13 protein-coding genes and 1 pseudogene are annotated in these 17934 nt (G+C 72.2%); 9 read left to right on the top strand and 5 right to left on the bottom strand.

Annotated features, from left to right (window positions below):
- Window positions 1–221 precede the first annotated feature (221 nt).
- The 4 genes from whiA to uvrC form a co-directional block, all read right to left on the bottom strand.
- The gene (gene whiA / locus ACILSK_RS19785) at window positions 222–1202 is read right to left on the bottom strand and encodes a DNA-binding protein WhiA (protein ID WP_395728896.1); all 981 of its coding nucleotides are present in this window, start codon (window positions 1200–1202) and stop codon (window positions 222–224) included.
- A gap of 22 nt (window positions 1203–1224) precedes the next feature.
- Window positions 1225–2232, bottom strand: coding sequence for a uridine diphosphate-N-acetylglucosamine-binding protein YvcK (gene yvcK / locus ACILSK_RS19780; RefSeq protein ID WP_395728895.1), 1008 nt, complete (start codon window positions 2230–2232; stop codon window positions 1225–1227).
- Complete coding sequence (gene rapZ / locus ACILSK_RS19775; protein ID WP_395728957.1) at window positions 2232–3089, bottom strand: RNase adapter RapZ; 858 nt, start codon at window positions 3087–3089, stop codon at window positions 2232–2234. The genes yvcK and rapZ overlap by 1 nt, the downstream gene beginning before the upstream one ends.
- A gap of 88 nt (window positions 3090–3177) precedes the next feature.
- On the bottom strand, window positions 3178–5196 hold the full coding sequence (uvrC, locus tag ACILSK_RS19770; protein WP_395728894.1) for an excinuclease ABC subunit UvrC: 2019 nt from the start codon (window positions 5194–5196) through the stop codon (window positions 3178–3180).
- A gap of 337 nt (window positions 5197–5533) precedes the next feature.
- Here uvrC and glgX point away from each other — a divergent pair, with 337 nt between their 5' ends.
- The 7 genes and pseudogenes from glgX to ACILSK_RS19735 all read left to right on the top strand — a co-directional run bounded on the left by glgX (window position 5534) and on the right by ACILSK_RS19735 (window position 14667).
- A complete protein-coding gene (gene glgX / locus ACILSK_RS19765) occupies window positions 5534–7924 on the top strand; it encodes a glycogen debranching protein GlgX (RefSeq protein ID WP_395728893.1) in 2391 nt (796 codons plus the stop codon).
- A gap of 5 nt (window positions 7925–7929) precedes the next feature.
- Window positions 7930–10230 carry a malto-oligosyltrehalose synthase gene (treY, locus tag ACILSK_RS19760; protein ID WP_395728956.1) on the top strand — a complete coding sequence of 767 codons (2301 nt, stop codon included), beginning with the start codon at window positions 7930–7932 and terminating at the stop codon, window positions 10228–10230.
- A gap of 4 nt (window positions 10231–10234) precedes the next feature.
- Window positions 10235–11977 (top strand): malto-oligosyltrehalose trehalohydrolase, encoded by a 1743-nt coding sequence (gene treZ, locus ACILSK_RS19755; protein WP_395728892.1) that lies wholly within the window; start codon window positions 10235–10237, stop codon window positions 11975–11977.
- A gap of 38 nt (window positions 11978–12015) precedes the next feature.
- Window positions 12016–12438, top strand: coding sequence for an organic hydroperoxide resistance protein (locus tag ACILSK_RS19750; RefSeq protein WP_395728891.1), 423 nt, complete (start codon window positions 12016–12018; stop codon window positions 12436–12438).
- Window positions 12439–12612: 174 nt separating this feature from the next.
- Window positions 12613–14124, top strand: a complete 1512-nt coding sequence (locus tag ACILSK_RS19745) for a cryptochrome/photolyase family protein (protein WP_395728890.1) — start codon at window positions 12613–12615, stop codon at window positions 14122–14124.
- 38 nt (window positions 14125–14162) lie between these two features.
- Window positions 14163–14279 (top strand): annotated as a pseudogene (locus tag ACILSK_RS19740) (CopG family transcriptional regulator); the annotation flags it as partial.
- Between the two features lie 178 nt (window positions 14280–14457).
- Window positions 14458–14667, top strand: a complete 210-nt coding sequence (locus ACILSK_RS19735) for a hypothetical protein (protein WP_395728960.1) — start codon at window positions 14458–14460, stop codon at window positions 14665–14667.
- Between the two features lie 3 nt (window positions 14668–14670).
- Here the strand turns inward: ACILSK_RS19735 and ACILSK_RS19730 are convergent, their stop codons facing one another.
- A complete protein-coding gene (locus tag ACILSK_RS19730) occupies window positions 14671–15417 on the bottom strand; it encodes a YaaA family protein (protein ID WP_395728955.1) in 747 nt (248 codons plus the stop codon).
- 28 nt (window positions 15418–15445) lie between these two features.
- On the opposite strand from ACILSK_RS19730, the gene ACILSK_RS19725 reads away from it, so the two are divergent.
- Window positions 15446–15937, top strand: coding sequence for a DinB family protein (locus ACILSK_RS19725; protein ID WP_395728889.1), 492 nt, complete (start codon window positions 15446–15448; stop codon window positions 15935–15937).
- Window positions 15938–16449: 512 nt separating this feature from the next.
- A complete protein-coding gene (locus ACILSK_RS19720) occupies window positions 16450–17907 on the top strand; it encodes a reverse transcriptase domain-containing protein (RefSeq protein ID WP_395728888.1) in 1458 nt (485 codons plus the stop codon).
- Window positions 17908–17934: the final 27 nt, after the last annotated feature.

The following is a 17934-nucleotide window of genomic DNA, read 5'->3' as shown; positions in this document are numbered from 1 at the left end:
TTCACTGTATCGGGGTGGTCCGATCGCAGCGCGTCGGCTACAGGTGTCCGGCCGAATTCGGGACGAAGGACCCGGACCGAATCGGGTCGTCGGACTCCCCGAATGCGGTCCATCTGCCCTGGTCGGGGTCGTCACCTGGGCTGAATCAATTCAGCCTGCCGGGCCGGTCCGATTCACCGGAAGTTCACCTCCCGCGGACCGTCGACCGGGTCGCGGCTCGCTCAGGAGTCGAGCATGTCGGCGGTCACTGCGGATTCGGTGTCCGGGATGCCCAGTTCCGCGGCGCGCCGGTCGGCCATCGTGAGCAGCCGCCGGATCCGGCCGGCGACCGCATCCTTGGTCATCGGCGGGTCGGCCAACTGGCCGAGCTCCTCCAGCGATGCCTGACCGTGGGCGATCCGCAACCGGCCGGCCTGGCTCAGGTGCTCGGGGGCGCCCTCGCCGAGGATCTCCAGCGCCCGCTCGACCCGCGCGGCCGCCGCCACCGCGGCTCGCGCCGACCGGCGCAGGTTCGCGTCGTCGAAGTTGGCCAGCCGGTTCGCGGTGGCCCGGACCTCGCGGCGCATCCGCCGCTCCTCCCAGGCCAGCATCGACGAATGCGCGCCCAGCCGGGTCAGCAACGCCGCGATGGCGTCGCCGTCGCGGACCAGCACCCGGTCGGCGCCCCGCACCTCCCGGGCCTTGGCCCCGATGCCCATCCGGCGGGCCGCGCCGACCAGGGCCAGGGCCGCCTCCGGCCCCGGGCAGGTGATCTCCAGGGAGGCGCTGCGCCCGGGTTCGGTCAGTGACCCGTGCGCCAGGAAGGCGCCCCGCCAGGCCGCCTCGGCGTCGCCGACCGAACCGGCGACGATCTGCGGCGGCAGCCCCCGCACCGGCCGGCCCCGTTGGTCGATCAGGCCGGTCTGCCGGGCCAGCGAGTCGCCGCCGCCGACCACCCGGAGGACGTACCGCGTGCTCTTGCGGATGCCGGAGGCCGCCAGCACCTGCACCTCGGCGGCATGCCCGTACAGCTCGGCGATCTCCTTGCGTAGCCGGCGGGCCACCACGCCGGTGTCAAGTTCCGCCTCGACGACCACTCGCCCGGCGACGATGTGCAACCCGCCGGCGAACCGCAGCATCGCCGACACCTCCGCCTTCCGGGCGGACACCTTCGTCACCGCTACCCGGCTCAATTCGTCCTTGACCGAGGCCGTCATCGCCATCCCGGGCGCTCCCTGCTGTCGCTCATGATTCGTCCCCCGATCGTCCCGCGACCACGGCCGGTCCACCCAGGGCCAGCACGGCCGCGAGCGATGCCGCCAGGCCCGCCGGATCGTGCCGGGCAGTGCCGGGAATCGCGATGTCGTGCAAGTCCAGTCGCGCCCCGAGCCGGGCCGCCGCGGTTGCCAGTCGTTGCGGCAACGCCACCGACGCACGGTCGGCCAGCACCGAATCGATGCGCAGCGCGGGAGCGTGGTCAGAGAGTACGTCCAGGTGCTGCTCCGGCGAGAATCCTTCCGTCTCACCCATCTGCGCGGCCAGGTTCAGCACCACCAATCGGTGCGCCCGGCTGCCCAGGATGGCCCCGGCCAGGTCCGGCAGCATCAGGTGGGGCAGCACGCTGGTGAACCACGAGCCGGGCCCCAGGGTCAGCAGGTCGGCCTCCTCGACGGCCTTCACCGCGTCGGGACAGGCGGCCGCATCGGGCGGGTCGAGCGTGACCGACCGCACCCGGCCCGGCGTGCTGGCCACCGCCACCTGGCCGCGAATCCGGCGCACGGCCGACGGGTCCTCGTCCAACCCGGCGACCTTGGCGACGATGTCCAGCGGCTGGCACGCCATCGGTAGCACCCGCCCGCGGGCACCCAGCAGGGCGCCGGCGGCATCGAGTGCGGCGACCGGGTCGCCGAGCACCTTGGACAGCCCGACCAGGACGAGGTTGCCCACCGGGTGCCCGGCCAACGCGCCGTCTCCGCGGAACCGGTGCTGGAAGGTCGTCCGCCACAATGCACCGTGCTCACCCGGATCGGCGAGCGCAGTCAGCGCCATCCGCAGGTCACCGGGCGGCACGATCCCGGGCATCTCGTGCCGCAGGCGCCCGGACGAGCCGCCGTCGTCGGCGACGGTGACCACGGCGGTGATGTCGACCGGCAACCGCACCAGGGCGGACAGCATCACGTGCAGGCCGTGGCCGCCGCCGAGGGCGACCACTTTCGGACGGGCCGCCTCCCGACCCATCTCGGCGCCGCCCATCACTCCCTGCCCAGGTCGCGGTGCACGACCTGAACGGCGAGCGTGTCGGCATCCAGGCGGCGCTTGAGTTCCTCGGCGACGGCGACACTGCGATGCTTGCCGCCGGTGCAGCCGACGGCCAGGGTGAGGTACCGCTTGCCCTCACGCCGGTAGCCGCCGCTGATCAGATCGATCAGGCCGACGTAGCGGTCCAGGAACTCCGCGGCGCCCTCCTGCGACAGCACGTAGTCGGAGACCTCCTGCTCCAGGCCGGTGTGGTCGCGCAGCTCCGGGATCCAGTGCGGATTGGGCAGGAAGCGCATATCGATGACCAGGTCGGCGTCCAGCGGCAGGCCGTATTTGAAACCGAAGGACACGACGGTCATCGACGCCTTCCGTTCCGGCGAGGCGTGGCCGAAGGCGCGCTCCACCTCGGCCCGGAGCTGGTGGATGGACAGCTCGGACGTATCGACGACGACGTCGGCCTCCTGGCGCAAGGGCTCGAGGACGGCCCGCTCCGAGGCGACTCCGTCGGCCAGCCGCCCGCCGCCCTGCAGCGGGTGCTTGCGCCGGTTGGCCTCGTACCGGCGGATCAGCGCCGCGTCGCTGGCCTCCAGGAACAGCACCCGGGGCCGGTAGCCCTTGGCGTCCAGGTCCTTGATCACCGCGGCGAGGTCCATGGTGAATGCCCGGGACCGGACGTCCAGCACGATCGCGATCCGGGTGACGTCGCCGCTGGTCCGCGATCCGAGGTCGACCATCGTGCTGATCAGTTCGGGCGGCAGGTTGTCCACCACGAACCAGCCCATGTCCTCGAGGCACTTGGCCGCGGTCGACCGACCGGCGCCGGACAGTCCCGAGACGATAGCCACCTGAATGACCGGCTCATCGGACCGTCCGGGTTCCGTGCGGCCCCCTTGCCCTGCTGCGCTCACCGGGATCCCCCCTCTTCGCTCGATCCCTGCGTCACGAACCGGTAACGGTATCGGTTCCACGCTTGGCCGGACCGGCGAGGGCGGCCACAACCGCCTCTGCGGTGCGTCGGCCCACCCCGGGGACCTCGAGGATCTCCTCGACCCCGGCCCGGCGCAACGCGGCCACCGATCCGAAATGCCGGACCAGCGCCTTGCGCCGCACCTCGCCCAGGCCGGGCACGTCGTCCAGTGCGGACACCGTCATCGACTTCGACCGTTTGGCCCGGTGGTAGGTGATGGCGAACCGGTGCGCCTCGTCGCGCAGGCGTTGCAGCAGGTACAGCGCCTCGCTGGTCCGCGGGAAGATGACCGGGTCCGGCTGGAACGGCAACCAGACCTCTTCCAACCGCTTGGCCAACCCGCACACGGTGACGTCGACGATGCCCAGGTCCGCGAGCACCGACGCCGCGGCGTTCACCTGGGGGGCTCCGCCGTCGACGACGAGCAACTGGGGTGGGTAGGCGAACCGGCGGACCCGGCCGGTGGTCGGGTCGATGCCGGCCGGCACCCCCGGGTCGGGCGCCGGGGCCGGGGTGGCGGTCGACCCCATGTCCGACTCCTGCTCGGCGCGGGCCTGGTGGCTGAACCGGCGGCGCACCACCTCGGCGATCGAGGCCACATCGTCGCCGGGCCGGTCCCGGATCGCGAAGCGTCGGTAGTCGCTGCGCTTGGCCAGCCCGTCCTCGAACACGACCAGCGAGGCGACCACGTCGGTGCCCTGCACGTGCGAGATGTCGATGCACTCGATGCGCAGCGGGGCCACGTCCATGCCCAGGGTCTCGCCGAGCTCGGCGAGCGCGGCGGACCGCGCGGTCAGGTCGCCGGCCCGCTTGAGCCGGTGCCGGGTGAGCGCCTCCTTCGCGTTCCGGGCGACAGTCTCGGCCAGGGCCCGCTTGTCGCCGCGCTGCGCGACCCGCAGCGAGACCCGCGACCCGCGCAGCCCGGACAGCCAGCCGACCAGTTCGTCGTTGGTCCCGGCGTCCTCACTGGGCAGCACCGGCACCAGGATCTCCCGCGGGACCGACGGCGTCGACCCGTCCGCGGACGCATCGCCGGCGAGGTCGCCGTAGAACTGCAGCAGGAAGTTCTCCACCAGGGACGGCAACCCGTCGTCGGGGTCGGCGCCGGTGTTCATGTCCATATCCACGATCCAGCCCCGCTCGCCGCGCACCCGCCCGTCCCGGACGTGGAACAGCTGGACGGAGGCCAGCAGCTCGTCGGCCGCGATGCCGATGACGTCGGCGTCGGTACCGTCCCCGAACACCACCGCCTGTTTCTCCACCGCCCGGCGCACCGCGGCGAGGTCGTCGCGCAGCCGCGCGGCCCGTTCGAAGTCCAGGTCGGCGGCGGCGGCGGTCATCTCCTTCTCCAGCCGGCGGATCAACGGGTCGGCCTTGCCGGCCATGAAGTCGCAGAACCCGTCGACGATCGCCCGGTGCTCCTGCTCGCTCACCCGGCCGACGCAGGGCGCCGAGCACTTTCCGATGTAGCCGAGCAGGCACGGCCGGCCGATCTGCGCCGACCGGCGGAACACCCCGGCCGAGCAGGTCCGCGCCGGGAACACCCGCAGCAGCAGATCCAGCGTCTCCCGGATGGCCCAGGCGTGCGCGTACGGACCGAAGTAGCGCACGCCCTTGCGGTGCGCGCCGCGCATCACCTGCAGCCTGGGGTACTCCTCCCCCACGGTGACCGCCAGGAACGGGTAGGACTTGTCGTCGCGGTAGCGGATGTTGAACCGCGGATCGAACTCCTTGATCCAGTTGTATTCCAGCTGGAGCGCCTCGACCTCGGTGGTCACCACGGTCCACTCGACGCTGCCCGCGGTGGTCACCATCTGGGCGGTCCGCGGGTGCAGCGCCGCGATGTCGGCGAAGTAGGAATTCAGCCGCTGGCGCAGGCTCTTGGCCTTGCCGACGTAGATGACGCGGCCCTTCGGATCGCGAAACTTGTACACGCCGGGCGAGTCCGGAATCGTCCCGGGAGCGGGACGGTAGACAGCGGGATCCGGCACACCGGCGAGGGTAATCGAACCGCCCGACAACCCCGGCCGGCCGGCGCCGGCCTGGGGGACGCCGGCGCCGCGGTACCCGGTTCGACACCCGGCGCCCGGTGGATCCCGCGCCGCGCGCCGGCGACCCGGTCGGTGCGGCCGGCCAGCGGGCGACCGTGAAATCGGCGGGGTACCCCGTGCCCGGGGCACTCAACCGGGACGCTGCCGACACCTGTTCGGCGGGTCCCGGCGGGTCCGCCACGGATAGGGTTATCCGGCAGCCCGCACCATCCGGTGCGTCGTGCGGCCGAGTCAACGGTGACGAAGTAACTGAATCGAAGCGCAGGTAGGAGCACCGATGGAGATCTGGCCGGGACGACCGTATCCGCTGGGCGCAACCTTCGACGGGACTGGCACGAACTTCGCGATCTTCAGCGAGGCGGCCACCCAGGTCGAGTTGTGCCTGATCGGCGAGCGAGGCGGGGAGACCCGCATCACGATGCCCGAGGTCGACGGGTACGTGTGGCATTGCTATCTGCCCACGGTGCAACCGGGTCAGCGCTATGGCTACCGGGTGCACGGACCGTACGAACCGCAGCACGGTTCCCGCTGCAACCCGAACAAGCTGTTGTTGGACCCCTACGCGAAGTCGGTGTCCGGCGCGATCGACTGGGATCCGGCCCTGTTCGGCTACAAGATGGGCGAGCCGGACAGCCGCAACGACGCCGACTCCGGACCGCACATGATGCACGGCGTCGTCATCAACCCGTTCTTCGACTGGACCGGCGACCGGCAGCTGAACATCCCCTACGCCGACAGCATCATCTACGAGGCCCACGTCAAGGGCCTGACGATGCTGCACCCGGAGGTGCCGGCCAGCCAGCGCGGCACGTATGCCGGCGTCGCCCACCCGGCGATCATCGACCACCTCACCCGGCTCGGCGTCACCGCCATCGAGCTGATGCCGGTGCACCAGTTCGTCAACGACAGCACCCTGATGGATCAGGGACTGTCGAACTACTGGGGCTACAACACCATCGGCTTCTTCGCCCCGCAAAACACCTACAGCGCGTTCGGTGAACGCGGCCAGCAGGTGCAGGAGTTCAAGGCGATGGTCAAGTCCTTGCACGCCGCCGGCATCGAGGTCATCCTCGACGTGGTCTACAACCACACGGCCGAGGGCAATCACCTCGGTCCAACCCTGTCGTTCAAGGGTATCGACAACGGCGCCTACTACCGGCTCGTCGAGGACGACAAGCAGTACTACATGGACTACACCGGCACCGGGAACTCGCTCAACGTCCGGCACCCGCACTCGCTGCAGTTGATCATGGACTCGCTGCGCTACTGGGTCACCGAGATGCACGTCGACGGTTTCCGTTTCGACCTCGCCGCGACCCTGGCCCGGGAGTTCTACGACGTCGACCGGCTGTCCACCTTCTTCGAACTCGTGCAGCAGGATCCGGTCGTCTCCCAGGTCAAGCTGATCGCCGAACCGTGGGACATCGGCCCCGGCGGCTACCAGGTCGGCAACTTCCCGCCGCAGTGGACCGAGTGGAACGGCAAGTACCGGGACACCGTTCGCGACTTCTGGCGCGGGGAGCCGGCCACCCTGGGAGAATTCGCCTCCCGCCTCACCGGATCGGCCGACCTGTACGAGTACTCGGGACGCCGGCCGGTCGCCTCGATCAACTTCGTCATCGCGCACGACGGCTTCACGCTGCGGGACCTGGTCTCGTACAACGAGAAGCACAACCAGGCCAACGGCGAGGACGGCCGGGACGGCGAGTCGCACAACCGGTCGTGGAACTGCGGGGTCGAGGGCCCGACCGACGATCCCGACGTGCTGGCCCTGCGGGCCCGGCAGCAGCGCAACTTCCTGGCCACCCTGCTGCTGTCCCAGGGGGTGCCGATGATTGCGCACGGCGACGAGCTGGGGCGCACCCAGCTCGGCAACAACAACGTGTACGCCCAGGACAACGAGCTCAGCTGGATGCACTGGCTGGAATCGGACGAGGCGCTGATCGAGTTCACCGCCTCCGTCACCCGGCTCCGCCGTCAGCACCCGACGTTCCGCCGCCGACGCTTCTTCGACGGCCGCCCGGTGGGGCATGCGGCCGGCGAGCCGCTGCCGGACATCGTCTGGATCACCCCCGGCGGGGCGTTGATGAAGCCCGAGGACTGGGACGCCGGCTTCGGCCGATCGGTCGGCATGTTCCTCAACGGCAACGGGATCCGGGGCACCGACACCCGCGGTCAGCGGGTGGTCGACGACTCCTTCCTGTTGCTGTTCAACGCGCACGACGAGGGCATGGACTGGGTGCTGCCGCCGGAGGAGTTCGCGCCGGCGTGGCGATTGGTCATCGACACCTCCGGGGTGCCCGAGCATCTCGAGGCGATCCCCGGTGGTGGATCGGTGCCGGTCTCGAGCAAGGGGCTGGTGGTGCTGCAGGCGCTGGCCGCCGTGACGGAGCCGATCGCCGGTGGGGTGGCCGCCGCGGCCGCCGTGCCCACGGTGGCGCCCGTCCCGGTGCCGACCCGGCCGGAATCCCGGCCCGCCCCGGACGCCGGCCCGGCGCCGGACCCGAGCGACAGCAGCCGCGCCTCGGACGCACCGGCGACCCCGCCGGCCGCGGAATCGCCGGCCGCCGAGCCGCCGGCGTCCGAGTCGTCGACCGCAGCGGCACCGGAGGCGTCATCGCCCCCCGCGCCGGCCCGGAAGCCCCGCCGGAAGAAGTCGTCGGGGTGAGCGGGGTGACCGTGCGCGAACCGGACGTCCCCGTCTCCACCTACCGCCTGCAGGTCACCGCCGAATGGACCCTGGCGGACGCGGCCGGCCTCGTCCCCTACCTGGTCGACCTGGGCGTCGACTGGGTGTACCTGTCCCCGATCCTGGCCGCCGAGGCCGGTTCGGGGCACGGCTACGACGTCGTCGATCACGGCGAGGTCGACCCGGACCGCGGCGGCGACTCCGGCCTGCGCCGGGTGGCGGAGGCCGCCCACCGGGCCGGGCAGGGGGTGCTGGTCGACGTCGTGCCCAACCACGTCGGGGTGGCCACCCCGGAGGCGTCGGTGTGGTGGTGGGATGTGCTCACGCACGGGCAGGACTCCCCCTACGCCCGGTACTTCGACATCGAATGGGCGGCGGCCGGCGGCAAGGTCCGGTTGCCTATTCTGGGTGACGGGGACGATCAGCTCGACCAGCTGCGGGTCGAGGACGGCGCGCTCTGGTACTACGACCACCGGCTCCCCATCGCGCCCGGCACCGGGGAGGGGTCGCCCCGGGAGGTCGCGGGCCGCCAGCACTACGAGCTGATGAATTACCGGCGGGCGGACACCGAGCTGAATTACCGCCGCTTCTTCGTGGTCAACGACCTCGCCGCGATCCGGGTGGAGCTGCCGGAGGTGTTCGCCGCCTCGCACGCCGAGATCCGCCGCTGGATCGACCGGGGCTGGGTGGACGGCCTGCGCATCGACCACCCGGACGGGCTGGCCGACCCCGGCCGGTACCTGGACGACCTGGCCGAGCTGACCGGCGGCCGGTACGTACTGGTCGAGAAGATCATCGAAGGTGACGAGACGCTGCCGGCCGCCTGGGCGTGCGCCGGCACCACCGGCTACGACGCGCTCGCCGCGGTCGACCGGCTGTTCGTCGATCCGGCCGGTGAGCCGGCCCTGGACGTGCTGGACACCCAGCTGCGCGGCGGGCTGACCGTGGACTGGTCGGCAATGACCCGTGGCACCAAACGGGCGGTGGCCGACGGGTTGCTGCGGTCCGAGGTGCTCCGGCTCGCCCGGCTGGTACCCGACGTGGAGCGGGCCGACGACGCGATCGGCGAGCTGCTGGCGTCGCTGGCGGTGTACCGCACCTACCTGCCGATCGGCGGTGACCAGCTGACGGACGCGGTGGACCGGGCGATGACCGCGCGCCCCGAACTCGCCCCGACGCTGCGGGAGTTGGACCGCCGGCTGCGCGATGTCGGCACCGAGTTCTCCACCCGGTTCCAGCAGACGTCCGGCATGGTCATGGCCAAGGGCGTCGAGGACTGCGCGTTCTACCGCTGGAGCCGGCTGACCAGCCTGACCGAGGTCGGCGGCGAGCCCGGCGAGTTCGCGCTGTCGCCGGCCGCGTTGCACGACGTGCACGCCCGCCGGCTCGTCCAGTTCCCGCACACCATGACCGCGCTGTCCACCCACGACACCAAGCGGGCCGAGGATGTCCGGGCCCGGATCTCGGTGCTCTCCGAGCTGCCCCAGCACTGGGCGGCGGCGGTCCGGCGCTGGAACCGCCTCGCCCCCCTGCGCGACGGCGCGCTGGCCAACCTGCTGTGGCAGGCGGTCGTCGGGGCCTGGCCGATCGAGCGGGACCGGCTGCACGCCTATGCCGAGAAGGCGGCCCGGGAGGCCGGGGTGTCCACCGCGTGGATCGATCCGGACACCGCGTTCGAGGAGCGCCTGCATGCGGTGGTCGACGCGGTCTACGACGACCCCGAGCTGGCTGCTGATATCGCCGCATTCGCCGACCGGATCACCGCGCCCGGGTGGTCGAACTCGTTGTCCGCCAAGCTGGTCCAGCTGCTCGCGCCCGGCGTTCCGGATGTCTACCAGGGCACCGAGCTGTGGGACCGTTCGCTGGTGGACCCGGACAACCGGCGCCCGGTCGACTACGCGGTCCGCCGGGAGATGCTGACCCGGCTCGACGGCGGGTGGTGCCCGCCGGTGGACGCCGGCGGGGCGGCGAAGCTGCTGGTCACCAGCCGGGCCCTGCGGCTGCGCCGGGACCGGCGGGAGTTGTTCACCGGGTACGCGGCGGTCGCCGCCGACGGTGCGGCCGCCGACCATGTCTTCGCCTTCGACCGCGGCGGGGCGCTGGCCGTCACGACCCGGTTGCCGGTCGGGCTGGCCGCGGCCGGGGGCTGGCGGGACACCGTGCTGCACCTGCCGCCCGGTGACTGGCGCGACCACCTCACCGGACGGCCGGCGGTATCCGAGCACGTGCCGGTCGGGGACCTGCTGGACGCCTACCCGGTCGCGTTGCTGGTGCGAGAGGGCTGATCCGATGCGAGTGTGGGCGCCCAGGGCCGAGCGGGTCGACCTGGTCGACGGGACGACCGACCATCCGATGACGCCGGTCGACGGTGGCTGGTGGACGGTCGACCCGCCGGCCGGGCTGCGCGACTACGGGTTCCGGCTCGACGGCGACGAGAACGTGCGTCCCGATCCGCGCTCCCGCTGGCAGCCGGCCGGCGTCGACGGGCCGACCCGGGTGTTCGACCCCGGCGAGTACGTGTGGGGTGACCGGGCCTGGACCGGCCGGCGGCTGGCGGGCAGCGTCATCTACGAACTGCACATCGGCACGTTCACCCCGGAGGGCACGCTCGACGCGGCCATCGACAAGCTCGACCATCTGCTCGCCATCGGCGTCGACATGGTGGAGCTGCTGCCCGTCAACGCGTTCGCCGGCACGCACAACTGGGGCTACGACGGCGTCCTCTGGTTCGCCGTGCAGGACAGCTACGGCGGGCCCCGGGCCTACCAGCGTTTCGTCGACGCCTGCCACCAGCGGGGCATCGGCGTCATCCAGGACGTCGTCTACAACCACCTCGGCGCGGGTGGCAACTACATTCCGCTGTTCGGGCCCTATCTCAACCCGACGGCGGGCGGCAGCCCGTGGGGCGACAGCATCAACCTGGACGGACCGGACTCGGGGGAGGTTCGCCGGTACATCCTGGACAACGTCGTGATGTGGTTGCAGGACTACCACGTCGACGGGCTGCGGCTGGATGCGGTGCACGCGCTGAACGACAGCCAGGCGACCCACCTGCTCGAGGACATCGCCAAACGGGTCGGCGCGCTGAGTCCCCATGTGCGGCGGCCACTGTCGCTCATCGCCGAGTCCGATCTGAACGATCCGCGGCTGATCACCCCGCGGGAGGCCGGCGGCTACGGGCTGACGGCGCAATGGAACGACGACTTCCACCACGTCCTGCACGTCGCACTGACCGGTGAGAAGGAGGGCTACTACGCCGATTTCGGTCGCATGTCGGACATCGGCAAGGTGCTGACCAAAGCCTTCTTCCACGACGGCACGTTCTCCAGCTTCCGCGGCCGGGATCACGGCCGACCGGTGGACACGCTGATCACCCCGGCCTGGCGGTTCCTGGGGTACGCGCAGAACCATGACCAGGTCGGCAACCGGGCGGCCGGGGACCGGCTCACCGCGACGCTGTCCGCCGACGAGCTGGCCATCGCGGCCGTGCTGGTGCTGACCGCGCCGTTCACCCCGATGCTGTTCATGGGCGAGGAATGGGCCGCGTCCACCCCGTGGCAGTTCTTCACCTCGCACACCGACCAGTTCCTGGCCGACGCGACCCGGCAGGGTCGGGTCGAGGAGTTCGCCCGGATGGGCTGGGACCAGGAGCTGGTGCCCGATCCGCAGGCCCGGTCCACCTTCGAGAACTCCAAGCTGGACTGGTCGGAACTCCACACCGGTCGGCACGCTCGCCTGCTCGCGCTGTACCGGGAGCTGGCCGCGCTGCGCCGGGCGCGGCCCGAACTCACCGACCCGTGGTTCGGCGACCTCTCCGTCGCCGCCGACGACGACGAGCGGTGGCTGGTGATCGACCGATCGGGGGTCCGGATCGTCATCAACTTCGCCGACGAGCCCCGCTCGATCCCCCTCGGCGGCCCGGCCGGCCCGGTGCTGCTGGCCACCACGGCGATCGACGGCCCGGTCGACGCCGGCGGCGAGCGGCTGACCCTGCCCCCCAAGGCGGCGGTGGTGATCGGTCCGGCAAGCTGATCCGGATCGAGCATCGCACCGCCGGGAGGCACACCACGATGGCCCTGTCGTACACCACCACCGCCACCGCCTGGGGCGGCCGCATGGGTCGGGTCGCGACCTCGGACGGCCGGCTCGACGTCCAGCTGTCGATGCCGGAGAGCATGGGCGGTGACGGCGGCGATGGCACCAACCCCGAACAGCTCTTCGCCACCGGGTACGCCGCCTGCTTCCACAATGCGGTGCGGTCCGTCGCCCGCAAGCTGAAGGTGGACGTGACCGACTCGGCGGTGTCGGTCACCGTCACCATCGCCGGCACGCTGGCCGACGGCTACCGGCTGTCCATCCGGATCGAGGCCGAGATCCCTGGCCTGGAAAGGGAAACCGCGCAGCAGGTGCTCGACGGCGCGCACGAACGCTGCCCCTACAGCCGGGCGCTGGGCGGCAACCACGATCTGGAACTGGTCCTGGTCGAGGGCTGACCGCAGCCTGCTGATCGCGCCCCGCGGGCCATCGGCCGGCCTGGGGGTGGCGACGTTTCCGCAGCTGCCCGGGCGTCGCCGGTCCTCGACAGGCGTACGCCGGCGTGCGCCGGACGCGGCGCAGCGGAACAGGGGCCGCTGATTGCCGTCCGGCGCCGGGGGAAACCTGGAGGGGTGAGCCCGCACTCCCCCACCCGCCGCTGGCTGTTCGGCGATCAGCTCGGACCCCACTTCCTGGACTCCGACGACCAGCTGGTGCTGCTGGTGGAGTCCCGCCGGGCGTTCGCACGCCGCCGGTTCCACCGGCAGAAGGCGCATCTGGTGCTGTCGGCCATCCGGCACCGGGCGGCCGAGTTGGGCGATCGCTGCGACTTCCGGTCGGTCGGCGGGTACGCCGAGGCGGTGCGGGGCCGGAGCCTGTCGGTGTGCCATCCGACCACCCGCGGCGCGCTCGCCTTCGTCCGGGGGTTGCCCGACGTGCAGGTGCTGCCGGCCCGCGGGTTCGCCACGTCGATGGACGAGTTCGCCGCGTGGGCGGCCGGTCGCGGTGCGCGGCGGCTGCTGATGGAGGACCACTACCGGACGGCCCGGCGGCGGCTGGACGTGCTGATGGACGGGGACGAACCGGCCGGGGGCCGGTGGAACTTCGACGACGAGAACCGCGAGCCGCCGCCGAAGCGCCCGGGGCGCAGCCGCTCCGGGGAGCCGCACACGCTGGGCGTGCCGGAGCCGTGGTGGCCGGCCGAGGATGAGATCGACGAGCAGGTGCGCGCGGACCTGGACCGCTGGGCGCGAGACGGGGACGTCGCGTTCATCGGCCGGGACGGGCCGCGCCGGTTCGCCGCCACCCGTGCGGAGGCCCGGCACGTTCTGGATCGGTTCGTCGCCGAGCGCCTGCCGTTCTTCGGCCGGTACGAGGACGCGATGCTCGCCGACGACGCCTGGATGGCGCACTCGCTGCTGTCCGCGCCGCTGAACCTGGGTCTGCTTGATCCGATCGAGGTGGTCCACCGCATCGAGGACGCCTTCCGGGCGGGTGAGGTGCCGATCGCCGCGGCGGAGGGCGCGGTGCGGCAGATCATCGGCTGGCGGGACTACGTCTGGCACCTGTACTGGCATCTCGGCCCCGACTATCCGGCGCGAAACGTGTTGCGGGCCCGGCAGTCGCTGCCGGATTGGTTCGCCGAGCTGGATGCCGACTCGGTCGAGGCGCGCTGCCTGTCCGGGGTCCTCGCAGACCTGCGCGACCACGGTTGGGTGCACCACATTCCGCGGCTGATGGTGCTGGGCAACTACGCGTTGCAGCGCGGCTGGCAGCCGGCCGAGGTGACCGACTGGTTCCACCGCGCGTTCGTCGACGGGTACGAGTGGGTCATGGTGGCCAACGTCGTCGGCATGTCGCAGTACGCCGACGGCGGCCGGATCACCACCAAGCCGTACGCCGCCGGCGGTGCGTACATCAACCGGATGAGCGACTACTGCGGGCCGTGCCGGTACCGGCCGACGGTGCGGGTCGGCGACGACGCCTGCCCGTTCACCGCCGGCTACTGGGCCTTCCTGCACCGGCACCGGGCCGACCTGGCCGGCAACCACCGGATGGCGCAGCTCCTGCGCGGGCTGGACCGGCTGGCCGATCTGGAGCCGCTGCTGGACCAGGAACGGCGGCGCGGTTCGGCGGCGCCGTAGCCGCCGGATCCGACCCGGGCCCATCGGAAGCCACGGGCATGCTGGCATACGTGAAGCGGACGATGGTCAAGATTCCGGACGATCTGGATGCTCGCCTCCGGCATGAGGCGCAGCGTCGGGGGACGACCATCGCCGAGATCACCCGGGAGGCGTTGGAGGCCCATCTCGGCGGGTCGTCGACCCACCGTCGGCTGGGGGCAGCCGGGGCCGGCCGGAGCGGACGCAGCGACATTTCGGAGGGGTACGAGCGGCAACGGAGCGACCAGTTGCATAGCGTGGCCATCGCGCTACGCTCAGTAGTAGGGCGTGGTTGCGCTAGTCCCGGGGGGAACGATGGTGCAGGAAGTTCGGATCGGATGTGCGACGTGCGGGCGGGAGAGCCGGCTGGGCACGGTGTCCTCCGAGGGCCGCACGACGATGGAGGTCACCGGCTGCCAGGTGGTCTGCCCGGCCTGCAGCCAGCGGATCACCGTCGCGCGGGGCATCTTCAGCTTCAATCCGGCGGGCCTGTTGCCCACCTTTCGGCCGGCCGGAGCCTGCTGATCCTCAGGTGATCAGGTCGATCGACCGCTCCCCCGTCCGCTCGATCTGCAGACCCGCCCGCCGGGCGACCCGGATCAGCGCGGGCACGTCCTCGACGGCGGCCCGGGTGGCGACCAAGGCCCGGGCCAACCGGCCCTTGGCCGCCTTGGAGAAGTGGCTGACCACGCTGCGGGTGGTCGGATCGCCGGGCACCGCCTCGGACAGCACCCGGGCGACCACCGCGCCCGGCACCGGGGCGAACGCGGCGTAGGCGCCGGACCGCAGGTCGATGACCAGCCCGTCGAGTCCGGCCAGCACCGGCATCAACACCGGCCGCCACGCCGCCGCCACCGGGCCGCGACCGGGCAGCCGGGAGCCGGCCGAGAACCGATAGGTCGGAATCGGGTCGCCGCCCCGGACCAGCCCGAACAGGGCGGAGGCGATCAGCAGCCGGTCGGCCGCCCGGGCCCGGCCGGCCGGCGGCAGGCCCGCCACGTCGAGTTGCTCGTACAGGACTCCGGTGTACCGCTGCAGGGCCGGCCGGGTCGGCGTGGTCCGCAGCTTCGCGGTGGCCGCGATCTCGGCGTCCTGCCGGGCGGAGACCCCGAGTGCGGGCCTGGCCCTCGCCGGGTCGGCGCACAGCTCGGTCAGCTGATCGATCAGCTCGGTGCGCCGCGGGTTCAGCGCGGGAAAGCCCAGTGTGGCCGGCTCCAGCGGCGGGCCGTCACCGCCGGGCGCCTTCGTCTCCGACGGGGGCAGCAACACATACACGGTCACGGACCTTACGTAGGCTCGCCCGATGGGCGACGACAGGGCGGATCCGCCGTGGGCCATCGAGCAACGCGGCCGCATCGCCGAACTCATCGACGAGTACCGCCGCACGCTTCACGACTGCCTGGACGGGCTGACCGAGGAGCAGGCTCGGCGTCGGCTCGTGCCGTCCAGGACCACGCTGCTCGGCCTGGTCAAACACGTCACCTTCGTCGAGGGTGTTTGGTTCGATCAGGCGGTGACCGGCCGGACCTACCGGGAGATCGGCATCGCCGGCACTGTCGACGGCTCGTTCACCCTGCGCCAGGCCGACACCATCGAGTCGGTCCGCGCGGCCTACCGGCAGCGATGCGCGGCCTCCCGGGCGACCCTGGCCGGCCGGCACCCAGGCGACGCCGTCGATGGGCGCGGGCATCGACCCGTGTGGGCGCTGGAACTGCAGGTGCTGCGTGAGCTGGCGCACCACGCCGGACACGCCGACATTCTGCGTGAGCAGATCCTGGCCGGGCGGAACGAGTGATGGTTGCGGCAACCTGCGGCATCGATCGAGCACCGCTCGGTCGATGGACACCGAGATTGCGGTGCCGCAGGTCGAACGCTCCGTCGACGAGGCCGAACCGTTACTGAACGGGAACGTGCGGCCCGGTCACGCGCCCAGGGTGGCCTCGACGAGCCGGACCCGCAGACGTTCGATCGGCCAGCGCGGGGCGGAGGGCGGCCGGAGCCACAGATCCGGCACACTGTCGCGATGCGGCGGTGGACGACGAGAATTCCGATCGGAACCGGCTGGTCCGTCTCCGGTTCGGACGCTCCGGGGCACCCCCGGGGGGAGCATGTCGCACCAGGCACCACCGAGCAGGCCCGTCGCCGCGCTCCGCGCGGGAGCGGGCCCGCCCAGCACCACAGGTCGCCGTCCACCGCCGCTGCTTCGTGACCGGCGACCCCGATCCGGGCACGCCGGCTCGCCGCGATCCCGGCGACGACGCGGACGGCTCCGTCCGCCGGGGTGCGCCGCCGGCCCCGGGTGGCGGCATGACCGGGCCGGCGGTCCGTCCCGGACGCCGTCGACCGCGCGGCCGCCCGACTCCGTTCCGCGACGATCGACCCGGTCGACCGGCGGCGCTCAGCGCGGCGCTGGCCGACGCCCTGATGGCCGATCCGGACGGCTGGACGCGGCCGGCGATGATCGATCGAGCCGGTGCGGTGTTCGTCGGCCCGAGGGACTGGGTTCCCCGGCTCGTCGAGCAGGTGCTCGAGCTGTACCCGCGGCCGCCGGCCGACCGTCCGCGGGAGCTGCGGGCGGTGGTCGAGGTCCTGCTGCCGGCTGCCCTGACCGGACCCGCACCCGACACCGCCACCGCAGCCGGGGATGTCGACGTCGAGGAGGCGGCGACGCCCGCGCCGCCGGTGCCGCGACCCATCCGCCGGTTCGCCGCGCCGACCCGGACGGTGCACCGGCCGTTCCCGACTCCGCGGATCGACCACGCCGGGGATCTGGCCGGACTGCTCGGCATCACCATCGACGAACTGACCGCGCTGGCCGATCCGGCGCTGCGGGGCCGGCGCGCCAACAGCGGTCGGATCGCCAACTATCGCCACCGCTGGCTGCCGAGGCCGGCCGGGCCTCGGCTGCTGGAGGCGCCCCGGCCGCGGTTGCGGGCGGCCCAGCGCACCGTGCTGCACGGGGTGGTGGCCGGCATCCCGGTACACCCGGCGGCGCACGGATTCGTGACCGGGCGTTCCGTCGTGACCGGGGCCGCGGTCCACGTCGGGGCGGACACCGTGCTCACCCTGGACCTCGAGCACTTCTTTGCCGCGGTGACCGCGGGGCGGGTGTGGGGGGTGCTGCGGTCGGCCGGGTTCCCGGAGCCGGTCGCGTACCTGCTGGCCGGCCTGACGACGACCGCCACCCCGGTCCACGTGCTGTCGGCGATGCCGGACGGTCCCGATCCGGATCGACGGTTCCGCCTGCGCCGGCGACTGGCCACTCCGCATCTGCCGCAGGGTGCGCCGACGTCACCGGCGCTGGCCAACCTGGTCGCGTTCGGCCTGGACCGGCGGCTGGCCGGGTACGCCGCGGCGGCCGGCCTGGCCTACACCCGGTATGCCGACGACCTGACGTTCTCCGGCTCCTTCCGGGACACGGCACACGTCCAGTCATTCGCCCGGGCCGTCGGCCGGATCGTGGGCGAGGAGGGCCTGCGTCTGAACGAGGCCAAGACCCGGTTCCGCGGACGGCACGAGCGTCAGACGGTCACCGGCGTGGTGGTCAACGAGCATCCGGCCGTCCGTCGCGACGACGTCGATCGGCTCCGGGCGATCCTGCACGACTGCGGACGCGCCGGTCCGGACCGGGCCAATCGTTCCGGCCATCCGGACTTCCGCGCCCACCTGCTCGGCCGGATCAGCTGGGTCGCTTCGGTGCATCCGGCTCGGGGGGCCCGGCTGCGCGAGCAGTTCGACGGCATCGACTGGGGTGCTCCCCGATGAGGCCGGACGTCGTCCGGTCCAGGATGA

It is taken from the genome of Nakamurella sp., assembly GCF_044224575.1.
Classification (GTDB): Bacteria; Actinomycetota; Actinomycetes; order Mycobacteriales; family Nakamurellaceae; genus Nakamurella.
The sequence above is the reverse complement of the archived record's forward strand: the minus strand, read 5'-3'. Positions and strand labels throughout refer to the sequence as shown.

Excerpts from the sequence above, each read along its gene's own strand:
- whiA (WP_395728896.1), bottom strand. The coding sequence starts at position 1,202 with ATGGCGATGACGGCCTCGGTCAAGGACGAATTGAGCCGGGTAGCGGTG.
- yvcK (WP_395728895.1), bottom strand. The coding sequence starts at position 2,232 with ATGGGCGGCGCCGAGATGGGTCGGGAGGCGGCCCGTCCGAAAGTGGTC.
- glgX (WP_395728893.1), top strand. The coding sequence starts at position 5,534 with ATGGAGATCTGGCCGGGACGACCGTATCCGCTGGGCGCAACCTTCGAC.
- treZ (WP_395728892.1), top strand. The coding sequence starts at position 10,235 with ATGCGAGTGTGGGCGCCCAGGGCCGAGCGGGTCGACCTGGTCGACGGG.
- ACILSK_RS19750 (WP_395728891.1), top strand. The coding sequence starts at position 12,016 with ATGGCCCTGTCGTACACCACCACCGCCACCGCCTGGGGCGGCCGCATG.
- ACILSK_RS19735 (WP_395728960.1), top strand. The coding sequence starts at position 14,458 with ATGGTGCAGGAAGTTCGGATCGGATGTGCGACGTGCGGGCGGGAGAGC.
- ACILSK_RS19725 (WP_395728889.1), top strand. The coding sequence starts at position 15,446 with ATGGGCGACGACAGGGCGGATCCGCCGTGGGCCATCGAGCAACGCGGC.
- ACILSK_RS19720 (WP_395728888.1), top strand. The coding sequence starts at position 16,450 with ATGACCGGGCCGGCGGTCCGTCCCGGACGCCGTCGACCGCGCGGCCGC.